Here is a 17,601-nt window from a genome sequence, read left to right as displayed (position 1 = left end):
GGTTGGCCCCCTTTCTAGCGGGGGCTAACCAGACGCCATCCTAGGGCGCCCGCTGGCTTCGACCGTGATCATCGCTTCGACAAACACGTCCTGCGCTTCGATGCGCGCAGTGCGGATGTCGCGATCGACAACCACCCGGATATCGGCTGCTCCGGCCTGTCGCACTGCACCCTCGGCCTGATCCCTCAGAACCGTTTCCAGCAACGCCAAGGCCTTGTCGGATTCCGTGAAATCCTGCGGCCCTTCTTCCAGATGAACCCGGTAGCGCCCTTCGGACGGAGACGTCACCGTTCCCGATCTGCGCAGTGTAAGCCGGCCAACAACCGCCCCGATCGCGTTGGCCACGCCTGCGTGTTCCGGCAGGATCATCGCGCAATGCAAACGATCCCCGACGGCCGGATAATAGCATGGAGCCGAAGCGCCAAGACCTACCACATCCACGTTCAGCGATGCGTCCAGCGCCAGCAAACCGCGATGCCGCGCCAGCCCTTTCTGCATCAGGACATGCCGAGCCAGTTCGGCGGGCGGAAGACCAAACCCATCGGTTTCTTCCGCAAAAGCGGTCTCTAACAAGGTCAATGATGTCTGTTCGGTCAGTTGATCCACGATCATCTGCGCCAACTGTTCCGGGGTGGCGGCCAACCTGTCGCCAGTCCCCACCCGCTTGCGCGCAACCAGCTCCAACGCCTTGTGGGCAGCGTCCGCATCCCAGGCATCCAATGGGCCCAAAACATGGCTGGCATCCGATGGCGTCACACCCGAAACCTGAACGACACCGCGATCCACCAGACGCGACAAAGCTCCGTTCTCCATACGGGTGCGCAGCAGGTCGCTTAGGGGCATGACGTTCTCGCCCAGCCTCTCCAACAGCGACTCTTCGCGCGCACCCAACCCGTCGGCGTTGATGCCGGGAACACGACGGGCGAACCGCGTGTCATGCTCACCCACAGTCGTCGCCCTTAGTTGGGTATCCAGAACGGCGTGAACGACCTCAGGTGCTTCGGCGGCAATCAGGGAAACCGGCAGCACCCGTCGCGGCCCCAAAAACACACCGCCACCCAGCCCTTCGGTGACCACATGCACCTGGCTGTCTCCACCCAATCCGTGGGTGCGCATGGCAACCGCCTCAACCATCGTACGAAACCCGCCGACCTGCGCGCCCGCTGGGTCAATCGCCGGTTTGCCGTCCCGGATCAGCGCGACATCGGTGGTCGTACCGCCAATATCTGACACCAGCGCGTTTTGAACCCCAGTCAGCCAGCTTGCACCGACGATCGAGGCCGCAGGACCACTAAGGATCGTTTCAATCGGGCGTTCCCGCGCTTGTTCGGCGCTCATCAGGGCACCATCGCCGCGCACAACCATCATCGGTGCGGTGATGCCCAGATCAACCAAACGATCCTGCGCCCGTCCGATCAAACGGTCGATCATACCAATCAAACGTGCGTTCAAAACCGCCGTGACCGCGCGTTTCGGACCGTTCAGCTTGGCCGACAACTGATGAGAGCACGTTACCGGAGCCCCGGTTTTCTCGGCAATGACACGCGCGGCATTCAATTCATGCGCCGGGTTCCGCGTTGCGAACTGCGCGGCAACCGCAAACCCAGAAACATCTTTGTGCGACGCTAAAAATGCTTCCAACGCATCGACATCCAATGGAGCAGCCTCACCCCCGGCGTGGCTATGCCCACCGCCAATCACCAGCGCTGGATCACCCTTCAGCGCATCCCGCAGCCCATGTTTCTCAAGGTCTGCTTCCTTGAACCCGATGTAAATCAGTGCGACTCTACCACCCTGCCCTTCGACCAAGGCATTCGTCGCCAATGTCGTCGACAAAGACGCCATTGAGATCTGCTCCGGCGACACCTGTGCTTGATCCAACACTGCCGAGATCGCCTGTCCAACCCCAATGGCCAGATCAGCGCGCGTTGTCAGGGATTTGGCCGAGGCGATCACCTCTTTTTCATCCCGGATCAGCACTGCGTCCGTATAGGTTCCACCTGTATCCACCCCCAAAGCCAACGCCATCGGGATCTCCTTCCTGTTCGCTGTCGATGGGTGTAGCGGTTTGGACCGACACGTCCAGCCTGTTTGCGTCACTTATGACAATCGTTTCACCGCCCAGCGCGCTGCGTCCGCCACCGTTGGGTCAGGATCATCGGCAAGCGACTGTGCGACGGGCATCAAATCCGACTGTTCCGAGTTGCCAATCGCGTAAAGCACATTGCGCACAAACCGATCCCGCCCGATCCGCTTGATCGGCGAGCCCGAGAACTTGGCCCGAAACGCCGCATCATCCAACACAGCAAGCTCGGACAGCGGTGGTGCTTTCAGATCATCACGCGCAGCGTATCGCACATCGCTCGCTGCGATGGCGAATTTGTTCCACGGGCACGCGGCCAAACAATCGTCGCATCCGTAAATCCGGTTTCCCAGCTTTTGGCGCAGCTCTTCGTCAACCGGCCCTTTATGTTCGATCGTCAGATACGAAATGCAACGCCGCGCATCCAACTGATACGGGGCGGGAAACGCCTCCGTCGGACAGGCGCTCAAACAAGCTCGACAATTACCGCAATGGTCAGTTTCAGCCATGTCTGCAGGCAGGTCCAACGTCGTAAAAACAGAGCCTATAAAGGCCCAATTTCCCCAGTCACGGCTTACGAGATTGCTGTGTTTTCCCTGCCAGCCCAGCCCTGCCGCTTGGCCCAAAGCCTTCTCCGGCACAGGCGCGGTATCAACAAAAACTTTTACCTCTCCACCGGCTTCCGCAATCAGCCAGCGCGCCAGCCGTTTCAGCCGCTTTTTGACCAGATCGTGGTAATCCTTGTTCTGCGCATAAACAGAAATCGCCGCCTTGTCCGGGTGGTTCAATACATCAGTCGGATCATGCTCGGGCGTATAGCTCTCGGCCAGCATGATGACCGACCGCGCCTCGGGCCACAATGCGGCCGGATCGCCGCGCCAATGTGTCCGCTCGGCCATCCACCCCATCTGCCCGTGATACCCGGCATCCAAAAACGCCTGCAAACGCGCCGGCACATCGGGCACGTCCCAAGGTCGGCAAACACGGCAAGAGACAAATCCCTCGCTCAACGCCTGCGTCACCAGCTTTTCTTTTAAACCTGATCCGCTCTTCATCTGGCTACAAGTACCCTCAGGGGTGAATTGGCCCACACCCGGCCAAGAGGGGCAGTCAGCCCGCTACACCCTTACCCTATCAGAAATCCAGATCGGCGTAATGCGGCGGTGGCCGGAATCCAGGGACCTGATCCGCCAAAATCGATCGGAACGCGGGTCGCGACTTGATCTTGGCGTACCAGTCTTTGACCGCCTGAGAACGGTTCCAATCTACATCCGAAATATAATCCAGTGATGACAGATGCGCGGCAGCGGCAAAATCGGCCAGTGTCATCTGATCCCCCGCCAGCCAGCGCCGATGATCCAGCAGCCATGCCATATAATCCAGATGATACTTGATCGCCTTCGCGCCTGCCTTGACGTTTTTGCTGTCGGGATAGCCCTCGCCCGTCACCTTTTTGTTAACACGCTCATACAGCAGTCTCGATGTCACTTCGTGATGGAACTTGTCATCAAACCAACCGATCAGGCGCCGCACCTCGTAACGCGCTTCGGGCTTTTTGGGCATCAGCGGAGGTTCCGGGCGGGTTTCTTCGATATACTCACAAATGGCGGCGCTCTCCGCCATGACCTGCCCATCAAGACGCAATACCGGTACTTTTCCGGCAGGGTTGCGGCGCAGGAAATCCGGGTCTTGTTCCCAGTATCGTTCCTCGACCAGCTCAACTTCGATCTTCTTTTCCGCAAGCGACAGGCGCACCTTGCGGCAATACGGGGACAGGGGAACATGAAACAGACGCGCCATAATCTTCCAATCGAACCAGTGAATACCCCCCAGCTTTAGCCTTGAGGGGCATAGGGTTTCAATCCTCGAAACAATCCGCGCGACCATCTGCGCGGATGGTGGCCGCCCCATCCAGTATGGATGCCGCCCGTCTGCGGGTCCGAACCGATGGGTCTGTGACGGATCTATTGCGAGGGGACGGCAGGATCGCCGCCAGCCGTGCCGCCTGAACCGACGACAACTTAGACGCACTCGTTCCATAGTATCGCTGTGCTGCCGCTTCGACCCCGAAGACCCCCTGTCCGGTCTCGGCAACGTTCAGATAGATCTCCAGAATCCGCTGTTTGCTCCAGAAGATTTCGACGACGGGCGTAATCGACGTTTCAAGCGCCTTGCGCACCCAACTGCGCCCCTGCCACAGGAACACGTTCTTCACGACCTGCTGGGTAATGGTCGAGGCACCCCGGCTGCCGCCATCTTCCAGCGCATCTCGGATTGCTTCAACGTCAAAGCCCCAATGCAGGCAGAAATTGGCATCTTCGGCGGCGACAGCAGATCTGCCCATAACCGGGGCAATTTCCTCTATCGGCACCCAGTCACGCTCAACTTTTCCCAATCGTCGCCATTCGGACCAGATCGTATGTGTCACCGGCGGATTGACCACCGAGTACAGCAGGACCAACCCAACGATGAAGGCCACGACACCCAAAGCGGCGCGTGTGACCCAACGACGAATCCGCGGGATCAGTGGCTTTTTTGATTTAGACGCCTTGCTTTTCTTTTTGCTCGACTTGCGCGCTGCTGTTCTTGCCATTTTGTTGCTATACGACGCTGTGGCCGGGTTTGGAACGGTTTATCTTGCCTGATCTGAGCGTTGCGCGGGTATGCAATCTTAAGCAAGGCCGGTCCGTAAATTGAAAACCCCGCGTGTCCTTGGTGACACGCGGGGTTCTGATTTAGTCTAACTATTTTCGCTTACTCGGCGGGAACAGCAGTTGCCTCGGTTGTCAGAGGATGGCTGAGCTTATTCAGCATCTCTTTCGGGCAAACCTGAAGGAAGTTGGTCTTTTCGACCTCCCAATGTTGCAGAATGTCGGCGGCCTTGCGACTGTTGGTTTCAGCCTGATGGGCTTCGATCAGCGATTTCAACTGATCTTCCCAATGACCGACGGTCACCGGACAGGTCACCAGCGTTTCCATGTTCATCAGCTGCTGGGCCTTGCCTTCGGGGTCGTACAGATAAGCCATACCGCCCGTCATACCTGCGCCAAAGTTGGCACCGATACCACCCAGGATCACCGCGATACCACCGGTCATGTATTCACAGCCGTTTGAGCCACAGCCCTCGATCACCACAGTGGCGCCCGAGTTCCGCACCGCGAACCGCTCACCCGCGCGGCCAGCCGCAAACAAGTGGCCATCGGTTGCGCCGTAAAGAACGGTGTTGCCGATAATGGTGTTCTCGTCGGCTTTCAGGGGGCTGACCTGCGGCGGACGCACGACGATTGTGCCCCCGGACAGGCCTTTACCGACATAGTCGTTGGCATCACCAGATACTTCAAGCTTCAGACCCGGGGCCGCGAAGGCCCCCAGCGACTGACCAGCCGAGCCTTGCAGTTTCACATGCAGGTGGTCGGGCTGGAACGTGTTCCGCATCCCGAAATTCTGCACGATATGGCTGGACACTCGCGTGCCCACGGTCCGATGCGTGTTCTGAACCGCATAAGACAGCTGCATTTTCTCGCCGTCTTTCAGGAACCGGGCGGCATCGCGCACGATTTCCGCGTCCAGTGTATCAGGCACCGCGTTCCGGTCTCTGTCGCGATTATAGACGATGTTATGGGCACCATCGACGGTGATCAGCAGCGGGTTGAGGTCCAGATCATCCAGATGCGCCGAACCGCGACTGACCTGCGCCAGCAGATCTGCCCGCCCGATGATGTCGTCAATCGACCGCGCACCGAGGCTGGCCAGCAGCTCGCGCACTTCCTGTGCGTAGAAGGTGATCAGGTTGACGACCTTATCGGCGTTACCGGTGAATTTTGCCCGCAGGGATTCGTCCTGCGTACATACACCGACCGGGCAGGTGTTCGACTGGCACTGACGCACCATGATACAGCCCATCGCGATCAGCGCCGCGGTGCCGATACCGTATTCCTCGGCCCCCATCATCGCAGCCATGACGATATCACGACCGGTGCGCAAGCCACCATCGGTTCGCAGGGTCACGCGGTCGCGCAGGTTGTTCATCGCCAAAACCTGATGTGCCTCGGTCAGGCCCATCTCCCACGGCAGACCGGCATATTTGATCGAGGTCGCCGGAGATGCCCCGGTGCCACCATTGTGGCCCGAAATCAGGATCACGTCCGCTTTGGCCTTGGCCACACCGGCGGCAATCGTGCCGACGCCCGAGGATGCCACCAGTTTCACCGTCACTTTGCAGCGCGGGTTGATCTGTTTCAGGTCATAGATCAGCTGCGCCAGATCCTCGATCGAGTAAATATCATGGTGCGGTGGTGGCGAGATCAGGGTCACGCCCTTGGTCGAATGACGCAGACGTGCAATCAGGTCGGTCACCTTCATGCCCGGCAGCTGACCGCCTTCACCGGGTTTCGCACCCTGGGCGACCTTAATCTCCAGCTCTTCACACTGGTTCAGATATTCGGCGGTCACACCGAAGCGGCCCGAGGCGACCTGTTTGATCTTGGCCGACGGGTTATCACCATTGGGTTCCGGCACGAAATGTGCCGGGTCTTCGCCACCCTCGCCACTGTCGGATTTCGCACCGATCCGGTTCATCGCCACGTTCAGCGTCTTGTGCGCCTCGGGCGATAACGCGCCCAGCGACATGCCCGGCGTGACGAACCGCTTGCGGATCGAAGTGATCGACTCGACCTCTTCAATCGGGATTGGCTTGCCCAGCGGTTTAAAGTCCATCAGGTCACGCAGATGGATCGGCGGGTTCGACTGCATCTTGGCCGAGTATTGCTTCCACAGCTCATAGGACGCGCGGTTACAAGCCATTTGCATCATATGCATCGAGGTCGCTTCCCACGCGTGGGTCTCACCCGATTTACGCGCCTTGTAGAACCCACCGATGGGCAGCACGTCCAGACCGCTATCCCATGCCTTGGCGTGGATCTCCTCGGCCTTCGTCTGAATACCCGTGACGCCGATACCCGAAATCCGGCTGGTCATTCCGGGGAAATACTCGGCCACCATCGCACGGCTCAGGCCAACGGCCTCAAAGTTCAAGCCACCGCGATAGGACGAAATCACTGAGATTCCCATCTTGGCCATGATCTTCAACAGGCCCTGATCAACCGCCTCGCGGAATCGAGCGACATTTTCGGTCAGGGCCCCGTCCAGAAGGCCGCGATCAATACGGTCGGCCAGCGAATCCTCGGCCAGATAGGCGTTCACAACGGTCGCACCACAACCGATCAGAACGGCAAAATAGTGCGGGTCGACACATTCCGCCGAGCGTACGTTCAACGAACAGAATGTCCGTAGGCCCTGACGGGTCAGGTGCGAGTGCACCGCACTTGTGGCAAGGATCATGGGCATCGCCACACGACCTGCGCCCGAGTTCATGTCAGACAGCACCAGATGCCCAGCGCCGGACCGAACGGCCTCTTCCGCTTCGGCTCTAACACGGGCCAACGCCTCGCTTAGTGCGTTTTGGCCGGGCTCAAAGCTACAGTCGATCTCGGCCAGCGGGGCATCAAAGCTTTCAACCAGCTTGTCCCATTGCGCGTTGCCGACAAAGGGACTTTCCAGAACCACAATCTCGGTCTGGCTGCTGTCCTCATCCAGCACGTTCTTGAGGTTCGCAAACCGCGTCTTCAAAGACATCACGCGGTATTCGCGCAAAGAATCGATCGGCGGGTTGGTCACCTGGCTGAAATTCTGCCTAAAGAAATGGCTGAGCGGGCGGTATTGCTTGGACAGAACCGCCGAGGGCGTATCGTCACCCATCGAGGCCAGCGCCTCTTTACCATCTTCCGCCATCGGGGCGAGAATCTGCTCCAATTCTTCGACTGAATACCCCGCCGCGATTTGGCGCTTGCGCAGTTCTTCACCTGAAAAGATCGGAGCTTCGGTCACGCCCGCCAGCGTGGCATCCAAATCGTGAATCTTGCCGACCCATTCGCCAAATGGCAGCGCACGGGCCAGTTTGTTCTTGATCTGCGTGTCGCGGAACAACTTGCCCTTCTTCATATCGACGGCCAGCATCTGACCTGGGCCAAGCGCGCCTTTTTCGGTCACTGTGGCCTCATCAATCGGCACCATCCCGGCCTCGGACCCTGCGATAACCAGACCATCGCCAGTCACCACATACCGCATCGGACGCAGACCGTTCCGGTCCAGACCCGCACAGACCCAGCGGCCATCGGTCATCGCCAATGCGGCGGGGCCGTCCCACGGCTCCATCACCGAGTTGCAGTAGGAATACATGTCGCGCCACGCCTGCGGCAGTTCGACCGCCTGCTTGGACCAGCTTTCCGGCACCAGCATGGTTTTCGCCATTGGGGCAGACCGGCCGGCACGGACAAGAACTTCAAAAACAGAGTCCAGAGCCGCCGAATCCGACGAGCCACCTGCAATGATCGGCTTGATGTCCTCGGCATAGTCACCAAAGGTGCCGCTCGCCATGCGGATCTCATGGCTTTTCATCCAGTTGATGTTGCCCTTCAGCGTGTTGATCTCGCCGTTATGGGCCAGCATGCGGAAAGGCTGGGCCAGCCACCACTGCGGGAACGTATTGGTCGAATATCGCTGGTGGTAGATGGCAAAGGCACTTTCAAAGCGCTCGTCCATCAAATCGGGGTAGAACACCGCGACCTGCTCGGCCAACATCATGCCTTTATAGATGATCGACCGGCAGCTGAGCGAGGCCAGATACAGATCAGAAATACCGGCAGCCAGTGCCGCCTTTTCGATACGGCGACGGATCACATAAAGCTCACGCTCAAACGTGTCTTCATCCACACCTTTTGAGTTCGAGATCAGGATCTGCTCAATCTCAGGCCGGGTGGCGTTGGCTTTTTCACCCAAGCAGGTCACATCGACCGGCACATGACGCCAACCATAAATGTAATAGCCCATGCGCAGAACTTCGGTTTCCACGATGGTCCGGCACTGTTCCTGTGCGCCAAAGTCGGTGCGTGGCAAAAAGACCTGACCAACCGCAATCAGTTGATCCAGTCGTGGCTCATGTCCGGTGCGGCGGATCTGGTCATAGAAGAACGGAACCGGGATCTGCACGTGAATACCCGCGCCATCACCCGTCTTGCCGTCTGCGTCCACCGCACCGCGGTGCCAGATTGCCTTGAGCGCATCGATCCCGGCATCCACCACCTTACGCGACGCTTTGCCGTCAATCGAAACCACAAGACCTACGCCGCATGAAGAATGCTCTTCATCCTCGGAATAGAGACCATTTTCGGCCATCCATTTGCGCTTGGCTTCTTCGGCCCGCACCCAATCGGCATCATATTTGGTCATTGGCTGTCTCCTTCTTCCGGCGGGGCATACATGGCTTCGACCTCGTCTTTGGTCATCTGCCGGCGCTCTCCTGCGAACGCGTAACCCTCGGGCTTTTTATCTATGTAAAGTTCAAGTTTCAGCAGGTTGCCGGTGTCGTCAAAAAGACCGGCAGCCATTTGGGTTTGTCCGTGCATCTCGCCCGGCAAAGTGATCCGGTACCACAGCGCCGAACCACAGTCCGAGCAAAATGCCCGTTCGGCCCAATCCGACGAGGTGTAAGTCTTGACCGGTCCCAAGGCGGCATAGCCGGGCTCGGCCGCGAAGGTTACCAGCATCGAACTGGTCCAGCGACGGCATTGATCACAATGGCAGGCACCCAGCGAATCCAGCGCCGGGGTTGCGGTCACCGTGACCGCGCCGCACATGCATTGACCTTGCAATTCGGGCATCAGACCCTCCTGTCGCTGGGCTAGGGTTATTCGGCTGCGATGGCAGCCTTGGCGTTGAAACGGTCGATAATCGCATCTGCGCAGTCACGACCGTCGCGAATGGCCCAGACCACCAGAGACGCACCGCGCACGATGTCACCAATGGCATAGACTCCGTCCATCTCGGTCGCGCCAGTCTCGAACGCTGCCTTGACGGTGCCCCAACGGGTGACGGGCAGGTCGGGCTGGCCGAACAGGGTGGGCAGGTCTTCAGGCTCAAAGCCCAGCGCCTTAATCACCAAATCGGCGTCTTCGACATAATCCGCGCCTTCGATCACTTCAGGTGCCTGACGGCCGGTCGCGTCGGGCTGACCCAGACGCATCTTCTGCACCATCACGCCTGCGACGGTGTCGTCGCCGGTAAAGCCCTTGGGCGCGCTCAGCCATTCGAACACCACGCCTTCTTCTTCGGCGTTTTGGGTTTCGCGCTGCGAACCCGGCATGTTCGCCCGGTCACGACGATAGAGGCATTTGACCGACGTGGCACCTTGCCGGATCGAGGTCCGCACACAATCCATCGCGGTATCACCGCCACCAATAACGACCACCTTCTTACCTTCGGCATTCAAGCGGCCATTGTCGAAATCTTCGACGTCATCGCCAAAACTTTTGCGGTTCGAGGCGGTCAGGAAATCGATGGCTTTTTCGATTCCAGCCAGACCGCTGCCGGGCATAGACAGATCGCGCGATTTGTACACGCCTGTCGCAATGATTACTGCATCATGCTTGGAGCGTATTTCCTCGAACTTGGCGGCATCGACGTCGCAATTCAGCACGAATTCTACACCACCATCTGCCAGCAGGTCATTTCGACGCTGAACAATGTCTTTTTCCAGCTTAAACCCCGGAATGCCGTACATCAGCAGACCGCCTGCGCGATCATAACGATCATAGACGGTGACCTGAATGCCCGCCCGACGCAGCATGTCAGCCGCAGCCAGACCGCCGGGGCCGCCACCGATGATGCCGACGCTTTCGCTGCGCTCGGCACCCGGAGAGGTGGGTTTCACCCAGCCTTTGTCCCAGGCGGTGTCGGTGATGTATTTCTCAATCGTGCCAATGGTGACCGTGCCGTGGCCCGATTGCTCGATCACGCAGTTGCCTTCGCACAGGCGGTCCTGCGGGCAGATTCGGCCACAAATCTCAGGGAATGTGTTGGTGGCCTGACTGGTTTGGTAGGCTTCTTCCAGACGACCCGTCGCGGTCAAATGCAGCCAGTCAGGGATGTTGTTGTGCAGTGGGCAATGCGACTGGCAGTATGGAACACCACATTGACTGCATCGGCTGGCTTGTTCCTTGGCTTTTTCTGCTGCGAATTCGGCGTAGATTTCATCAAAATCTTCTCTGCGGTCATCGGCGGCACGCTTTTCGGGCATGACGCGGTCGATCTGCACAAATTTCAGCATCGGTTGCTTGGCCACGGGTCAAACTCCATGAATTGGCTTGGTCACGTCTCTTTAAGAGATGAAAGATTGGATGAAAAGTCAACTGTACTGACCTAAATTCGAAAATCGGGGAGAAATTTGGCGGAGGTTTGAAATTAAATGCGATTTTTAGTTCCGGTTCGGACCTATATGCACGCTTTCCTTTTCCACAGAGCACTTATACCCATTGGGCAAACAAAGACGTGACCACAACACGGCGGGGCAGATGGGTCTTTTTCAATTGATTCTCGCGGCGATTATTCAGGGTATCACTGAGTTTTTGCCGATCTCTTCATCTGGTCATTTGATACTGCTACCCAGCCTGACCGGACTGGACGATCAAGGCCTGGCCATCGACGTGGCCGTGCATGTGGGCACTTTGGGCGCTGTGATTCTGTATTTCTGGTCCGATGTGAAACAGGCCGTGTCCGGTCTTCCCCGGGCGTTGACCGGCCGGGTCGACACACCACAGGCGCAGCTGGCCTTGGGTCTGATCATCTCCACGATTCCCACCGTGATTGTCGGGGCTATCCTGTTCAAATCCGGCCTGATCGAGGCGTTCCGGTCAACGGTGGTCACCGGCTGGACAATGCTGGTTTTTGGCCTCGTTCTTTATTGGGCCGATCAAAAAGGACCGCAAACAAAACAAGCAAGCGAATGGGGCCTGCGCGATGCGTTGATCATGGGGTTGTGGCAGGCTCTCGCCCTGATACCCGGAACATCCCGATCAGGCATTACGATCACCGGCGCGCGCCAACTGGGCTATACGCGAGAGGATGGCGCGCGGATCGCGATGTTGATGTCGATCCCGACCATTATTGCCTCAGGCGTTTTGTTGTCGGTAGACGTGATCCGCGAAGCAGACGCCCAATTGGCCCGAGATGGGGCAATCGCGGCATTTTTTGCCTTTATTTCAGCTCTGCTGGCCCTGGCCCTGATGATGCGCCTGTTGCGCAGTGTCAGCTTTACACCTTATGTCATCTACCGTGTGATCCTGGGCGCCATCCTGCTTGTAATCGCCTATAGCTGATCAGGTCCGCAGATTGTTGGCCGAGTTCTGAATGTCGTCGTACTGACCCGATGGGCGAAACTTCCAAAGGTAATCTGGCAGCACCGATTCCAGCGTCGCTGGCTCAATCCCAAGATCCGCGAACCCCTTGGCCCCTTCGGACACGACATTGTTGCGGCGGAGGTTCTTCAGCTGATCGCGCGTCAGGATGTGGTTCGGGAACAGTTGGAAGCTGACGAACTTCAAGATGTCCAACACGCCCGCCATTATGCGGGCCACAAAGAAGGGCATTCCGATGATCACTCGGCGTCGGTGGATCACATCAAGCATCTGCTGCATCAGTGCGCGGAAGGTTTTCACCTCGGGTCCGCCCAGCTCATACACACCGGCTTCAGCTTGGCCCAGGACGCCCTGAACAGCGGCCTTGGCCACATCATCCACATAGACCGGCTGGAACTTGGTGTCGGCGCCGACCAGCGGCAGGAAAGGTCCCATCCGGGTCATCCCGGCAAAACGATTAAAGAACTGATCTTCGGTTCCGAAAATCACAGACGGCCGCAGAATAATTGCATCTGGCATATGGGTTAGCACACCGGCCTCACCATGCGCCTTGGTTCGCGAATATTCGCTGTCGGACTCGGCGTCCGCTCCGATGGCTGAGATATGAACCATCCGGGAAATGCCCTGTTCGGCCGCCAAACGCGCGATCCGCTCGGCACCTTCGGCCTGCACGGCGTCAAAAGCGTTCTTGCCCAGCTCGTTCAGCACGCCCACGCAATTCACTACCGCATCGGCCCCATACATCGCGGCCGCGACCGAAGCATCGTCGCGAATATTGCACAAAATGGGTTCAACCTGACCAACCACGCCATAGGGTCTGACAAACATCGCCTCATTCGGGCGCCGCACCGCCACGCGGACACGCCACCCTTCATTTGCCATGCGCCGCGTAATATACCGACCGACAAATCCCGATCCGCCATAAATCGTGACCATTTTCGACATGAGAGGGCTCCTGCTTGTGGGTCCTCTTTCGATGTAGCTCTCTGAGCCTTTTCAAACAAGGCGCAATAACGACGCGCACCAGCGAAAAAACCAACCAATTCAAGCTGAATTTGGAAGCGAGGAAAAAACTTTCAAAAATCTTCCCGAATCTGGTTGACCCTTCCAGCCAGTGGGCTTAAACGCCCCTCCACGACACCTGCCCAGGTGGCGGAATTGGTAGACGCGCTAGCTTCAGGTGCTAGTGTCCGTATGGACGTGGAGGTTCGAGTCCTCTCCTGGGCACCAAATCTTCGATGAAAGCTGTTATTTTTCAATAACTCATCGTTTCTTTGGGAAGCCCATCCACCCATATATCCACCCTAAGCTTGATGCTGGTGCTTCGACATCGCTGTCCTAGCGGCCGAAAGTTGAGATAAGCTGCATTCACCCGGAATGGAAGAACTGCGCGGTTAGCGACTTTTGTAAAGTCAACGTAGTATTCCCGAAAGCAAGCCTTCACACATACGAAAGTCTTGGCCGAAGAGCCCTTCGGCGTCATTTCAGAGTGAACTGACTTCTGCGGGTGCATTAGGCAATTCTCAGCCCCAAACCTGACTTTTTGCGGTTGCTCGATGGCGTTATCAACGCACAACTTTGCAATTGTTCAGGATCAAGGCTGCAATGTCAGCCTTTTGGCTTGTTTCTGAGACGGCCCAGATGGGGGCTTCAAAGTAACGGAAACGCTCGACAATGAAAAAAAACACCAGATGAAAACGGTCTCTGTCATCGGGTGCAGCATATTGTTAGGTGGTCGACTTGCTATGGCTCAAAGAAAGTACGGAAAAACGAAATGTACCAGTCCGGATGCGTTCCTGGTTCGTCATAGGCGTATTCTCAGGCCGCACCGATTAACCGTAATGCTCTCAAAAGCTGAAGTCTAAGACGCAGCCCAGACGGCTTTCAATGGGTGGCGTTAAAGTTTGAGTGAATCATCGTTTCATGGCATTATTTCAATATGTTGAAAACCATTTCATTGATCATGGCCAGCGGTGCAACCATTGCGTTTATTGTTATTAATGGGAACACGTCTGGCGGTCCAGTTGAGTTTGTAACCGTGCCTGTAGAGCATGGTGTGCTTAAGGATGTTATCACGGCAACTGGGCAAATTGACTCGTTGACTGCCGTAGAGGTCAGTTCGCAGGTTTCTGGCCGGATCACCAAAGTACACGTGAGTTACAATGACATTGTAAAGGAAGGTCAGGCACTGGCCCAAATTGACAGGCAAAGTTTTGAAGCGCTTTTGAAAGAAGCCAGAGCGGACATCCAAATCGGCCTTGCCGCAGTGGAAGTGCAACAAGCGATAGTGGACGGGGCCGCCGTAGAAATTGAAGTTGCCAAGTTGGAGCAACAGATTCACCGCGCCAAAGTTGATGAGGCAAATGCGATTTTGTCCATTGCCCACTCAAAATTAAACCGAAAGAGGCAGTTGCAGACCAAAGGCACTGTCGCAGTTGCCGACGTTGAAGATGATGAAAGGGCAGTTTTAATCGCTGAAGCGCATTTGAGAGAAGCCGAAGCGCATCTGGCTACAAACAAGCTAAGGATTTCTGTTGCGCAAGTAGGATTGGCTAGAGCCGAAGCAGAACTCAACGGCGCACTTGCAAGTATCCCCCAACGGCGGGCGGCGTTGCAAGCTGCAGAAGTCGAACTTGCACGGTCGACGATTAGAGCTCCTACAGACGGAGTCATTATCGATCGCAACATAGATGCAGGACAGACGGTTGCGGCCGCGTTGGAAGCACCGAGACTCTTCACAATCGCAGGCGCGCTGGACCAAATGGTGGTTCATGTAAACGTCGACGAAACCGATATCGGCAAAATCAAAGTCGGGCAAAAAGCTCTATTCATGGTAGATGCCTACCCCGAACGCAGTTTCCAGGGGATTGTTAAAGAAGTGCGCAAGTCCCCAAATGTATTTCAAAACGTAGTCACGTACATTGTCGTTTTAGGCACGGCGAACACAGAGTACTTGTTGTTTCCGGGCATGACCGCGTTGGTTGAAATCACCATTCATGAAACTGAACCTGGCCTGAAGGTACTCAATAACGCAATCGGCTTTCAGCCGTCAGCAGTCAATGCAATTTCAACAGGCGCGGAACGTGCAACAATTTGGAAATTAGGGCCGGACGGAAACCCTCAGCCAATACAGGTCGAACTGGGACAACAGGACTCCAGCTATCGGGCATTCCACTCTGAGTTTCTGCAAGAAGGCGATCAAATCATAGCGCGAGAAGTTCAGCCCTCGGAAGGCCGCGGACTGCTCAGTTTCGTGTTTTCAAAGTAGATCGGCGCGATGCTTGTTCAGGCCTATAACATCCTACGAAGCTACAACAGCGGAGAGGCCCGGCAGGACGCTCTCAAGGGGTGTTCATTTTCCATAGATGATGGCGACTTTGTTGCCATCACCGGCCCAAGTGGATCGGGAAAATCTACACTGATGAACATCCTAGGGCTGTTGGATCGCCCCACCGAAGGACAGATGTCCTTTTGCGGCAAGAACGTTGACGAATTATCAGTTCGAAAACGCGCCGAAATTCGCAACAAGGAAATCGGTTTTGTCTTTCAATCGTACAACCTGCTCCAGCGACACACCGCTTTCGAGAATGTTGAGTTGCCGATGGTTTATGCGGGCATTGGTAAAAACGAACGCAGAAAGCGAGTCTTTGAACTTTTGGACACGATGGACCTGAAGGCCCGCCACTCAAACTACCCGCGGGAACTGTCGGGTGGAGAGCAGCAGAGGGTCGCGATTGCACGGGCGTTGGCCAATCACCCGAAACTGGTCTTGGCGGATGAACCGACTGGAGCGTTGGACAGTGAAAGGGGAAATCAGATTCTGTCCCTGTTTCAAAAGATCAATCAAGGGGGTCATACCGTCGTGATTATCACCCATGACGACGCGATCGCCGCGAGGGCAAAGCGCATACTACGCCTGCGCGACGGTCAGATTATCGAAGATTTCAGGCCCAATGGCGCGGATGAACTAGACCCCCTGAAGCCATTGGCTCCTACGATCGGTCCAAAATTACCACCGTTGGTCTTGAGATGAACTTCGCAGAAAGTATCAAAATTGCATTTCGAGCTCTTCACTCAAACCTTTTGAGGAGCGCACTTACGATGCTCGGCATAATCGTGGGCGTGGCTTCAGTGGTTTCTATGGTCGCTTTCGCTTCGGGTGCGCAGCGAGAAGTTGCTCGCCAAATCCAGACACTTGGGGCGAACGTCCTAATGATCGCACCCGAATGGATTCAGGCAACCGGAATCAGCGATGGGCAATATGAGTTGGCTGTTCTGAATGAGCTGGACGCCAAGGCCCTAGTCGAAATCGTTCCTGAGATCGCGCTGGCCGCACCTTCTGTCCGGGATGACCTCCAGGTGATCAACAACAAAAATAGCGTCTGGGTCACCGTGAACGGCACGACGTCCACCTACTTTTCCGTCCGCGAATGGCCACTGCAATCCGGGCGGCACTTTTCCTCTAAGGACCTATCCGGCGCGGCGAAAGTTGCTCTTTTGGGGCAAGATACTGCCCAAAGTCTGTTTGGCGACGAAAATCCGTTAGGCAAGACGATCCGAATCCTTAAAGCACCCTTCGAAGTGATCGGCGTGTTAGCCAAGAAAGGGACCGCAGGATCAGGACGCGCGCAAGACGAAGTTGTATTTGTCCCAATCAGTACCGCCAAAAGACGCCTGTTTGGCAGCTCGAATGTCACCGATAGAGGGGCTGTGGATTACATTCTTGTCAAAGCTACGTCAACGCGGGCCGTCAGAGATGTGAACCAAGCAGTTTCAGATTTGCTGCGGCAGCGGCACCGATTGCGGAGCGATCAGGAAAATGACTTCAGGGTCGTGAACCCTGCCGCCACAATGGAAGCGCAAAACGCCGCCAAGAAAACGATCGGCTGGCTTCTGGCAGGCATTGCATCTGTATCGCTGGTCGTCGGCGGCATCAGTATTATGAACATCATGCTGGTCAGTGTGGCCGAGCGAACACGGGAAATCGGGTTGCGCATAGCAATCGGCGCAAGGCCAATGGATGTTCAATACCAGTTCCTGATGGAATCTATCCTACTTTGTTTTATCGGAGGGCTAATCGGGCTGCTTATAGGTGGAGGGCTGGCGATTGTCGTCAGCAACTTAGCTGGGTGGCCAGTGTATCTCAGCCCGCTTTCAATGATTGGGTCCGTCGGTCTGGCCACAGTGGTAGGCTTGGTGTTTGGCTATATTCCCGCGCGCCGCGCATCACGGCTGGATCCAGTTGCGGCCCTCAAGTTCGAATGAAAA

12 protein-coding genes and 1 tRNA gene are annotated in these 17,601 nt (G+C 56.7%); 5 read left to right on the top strand and 8 right to left on the bottom strand.

All coding sequences use genetic code 11. The annotated features are described in order from the left end of the window. Positions 1-24: 24 nt before the first annotated feature. The 7 genes from AC2FIB_RS20275 to AC2FIB_RS20245 form a co-directional block, all read right to left on the bottom strand. Positions 25-2,028, bottom strand: coding sequence for a hydantoinase/oxoprolinase N-terminal domain-containing protein (locus AC2FIB_RS20275; protein ID WP_496737308.1), 2,004 nt, complete (start codon positions 2,026-2,028; stop codon positions 25-27). Between the two features lie 72 nt (positions 2,029-2,100). Continuing rightward, on the bottom strand, positions 2,101-3,138 hold the full coding sequence (queG, locus tag AC2FIB_RS20270) for a tRNA epoxyqueuosine(34) reductase QueG (RefSeq protein ID WP_496737309.1): 1,038 nt from the start codon (positions 3,136-3,138) through the stop codon (positions 2,101-2,103). A 79-nt stretch (positions 3,139-3,217) separates the two neighbouring features. Continuing rightward, positions 3,218-3,883 carry an FtsZ-binding protein FzlA gene (gene fzlA / locus AC2FIB_RS20265; RefSeq protein WP_496737311.1) on the bottom strand — a complete coding sequence of 222 codons (666 nt, stop codon included), beginning with the start codon at positions 3,881-3,883 and terminating at the stop codon, positions 3,218-3,220. Between the two features lie 58 nt (positions 3,884-3,941). Further along, entirely contained in the window at positions 3,942-4,676 is a 735-nt protein-coding gene (gene mtgA, locus AC2FIB_RS20260; RefSeq protein WP_496737313.1) for a monofunctional biosynthetic peptidoglycan transglycosylase, read from the bottom strand. Positions 4,677-4,837: 161 nt separating this feature from the next. Next, complete coding sequence (gltB, locus tag AC2FIB_RS20255) at positions 4,838-9,370, bottom strand: glutamate synthase large subunit (RefSeq protein ID WP_496737315.1); 4,533 nt, start codon at positions 9,368-9,370, stop codon at positions 4,838-4,840. Next, the gene (locus tag AC2FIB_RS20250) at positions 9,367-9,801 is read right to left on the bottom strand and encodes a GFA family protein (protein WP_496737316.1); all 435 of its coding nucleotides are present in this window, start codon (positions 9,799-9,801) and stop codon (positions 9,367-9,369) included. Before AC2FIB_RS20250 ends, gltB begins: the two co-directional genes overlap by 4 nt. Before the next feature lie 26 nt (positions 9,802-9,827). Next, positions 9,828-11,261, bottom strand: a complete 1,434-nt coding sequence (locus AC2FIB_RS20245) for an NAD(P)-dependent oxidoreductase (protein WP_496737318.1) — start codon at positions 11,259-11,261, stop codon at positions 9,828-9,830. 229 nt (positions 11,262-11,490) lie between these two features. Here AC2FIB_RS20245 and AC2FIB_RS20240 point away from each other — a divergent pair, with 229 nt between their 5' ends. Next, a complete protein-coding gene (locus AC2FIB_RS20240; protein ID WP_496737320.1) occupies positions 11,491-12,294 on the top strand; it encodes an undecaprenyl-diphosphate phosphatase in 804 nt (267 codons plus the stop codon). On the opposite strand, the gene AC2FIB_RS20235 is transcribed toward AC2FIB_RS20240, so the two are convergent. After that, positions 12,295-13,278, bottom strand: a complete 984-nt coding sequence (locus AC2FIB_RS20235; protein WP_496737322.1) for a complex I NDUFA9 subunit family protein — start codon at positions 13,276-13,278, stop codon at positions 12,295-12,297. It abuts the gene before it with no gap. 198 nt (positions 13,279-13,476) lie between these two features. Here AC2FIB_RS20235 and AC2FIB_RS20230 point away from each other — a divergent pair. The 4 genes from AC2FIB_RS20230 (at position 13,477) to AC2FIB_RS20215 (ending at position 17,598) form a co-directional block, all read left to right on the top strand. Next, positions 13,477-13,563 (top strand) — tRNA-Leu (locus tag AC2FIB_RS20230). Between the two features lie 709 nt (positions 13,564-14,272). Next, positions 14,273-15,601: an HlyD family secretion protein gene (locus AC2FIB_RS20225; protein ID WP_282121224.1), complete on the top strand. Its 1,329-nt coding sequence runs from the start codon at positions 14,273-14,275 to the stop codon at positions 15,599-15,601. A gap of 9 nt (positions 15,602-15,610) precedes the next feature. Then, complete coding sequence (locus AC2FIB_RS20220) at positions 15,611-16,366, top strand: ABC transporter ATP-binding protein (RefSeq protein WP_282121223.1); 756 nt, start codon at positions 15,611-15,613, stop codon at positions 16,364-16,366. A gap of 68 nt (positions 16,367-16,434) precedes the next feature. Continuing rightward, positions 16,435-17,598, top strand: coding sequence for an ABC transporter permease (locus AC2FIB_RS20215; protein WP_496737325.1), 1,164 nt, complete (start codon positions 16,435-16,437; stop codon positions 17,596-17,598). Positions 17,599-17,601: the final 3 nt, after the last annotated feature.

The organism is Ruegeria sp. YTSA072, assembly GCF_059610285.1.
The sequence above is the reverse complement of the archived record's forward strand: the minus strand, read 5'-3'. Positions and strand labels throughout refer to the sequence as shown.

Bases quoted from the DNA above. Each gene is read 5' to 3' on its own strand.
- AC2FIB_RS20225 (WP_282121224.1), top strand. From the start codon at position 14,273: ATGTTGAAAACCATTTCATTGATCATGGCCAGCGGTGCAACCATTGCG.
- fzlA (WP_496737311.1), bottom strand. From the start codon at position 3,883: ATGGCGCGTCTGTTTCATGTTCCCCTGTCCCCGTATTGCCGCAAGGTG.
- queG (WP_496737309.1), bottom strand. From the start codon at position 3,138: ATGAAGAGCGGATCAGGTTTAAAAGAAAAGCTGGTGACGCAGGCGTTG.
- AC2FIB_RS20240 (WP_496737320.1), top strand. From the start codon at position 11,491: ATGGGTCTTTTTCAATTGATTCTCGCGGCGATTATTCAGGGTATCACT.
- AC2FIB_RS20275 (WP_496737308.1), bottom strand. From the start codon at position 2,028: ATGGCGTTGGCTTTGGGGGTGGATACAGGTGGAACCTATACGGACGCA.
- mtgA (WP_496737313.1), bottom strand. From the start codon at position 4,676: ATGGCAAGAACAGCAGCGCGCAAGTCGAGCAAAAAGAAAAGCAAGGCG.
- AC2FIB_RS20235 (WP_496737322.1), bottom strand. From the start codon at position 13,278: ATGTCGAAAATGGTCACGATTTATGGCGGATCGGGATTTGTCGGTCGG.
- gltB (WP_496737315.1), bottom strand. From the start codon at position 9,370: ATGACCAAATATGATGCCGATTGGGTGCGGGCCGAAGAAGCCAAGCGC.
- AC2FIB_RS20220 (WP_282121223.1), top strand. From the start codon at position 15,611: ATGCTTGTTCAGGCCTATAACATCCTACGAAGCTACAACAGCGGAGAG.
- AC2FIB_RS20215 (WP_496737325.1), top strand. From the start codon at position 16,435: ATGCTCGGCATAATCGTGGGCGTGGCTTCAGTGGTTTCTATGGTCGCT.
- AC2FIB_RS20250 (WP_496737316.1), bottom strand. From the start codon at position 9,801: ATGCCCGAATTGCAAGGTCAATGCATGTGCGGCGCGGTCACGGTGACC.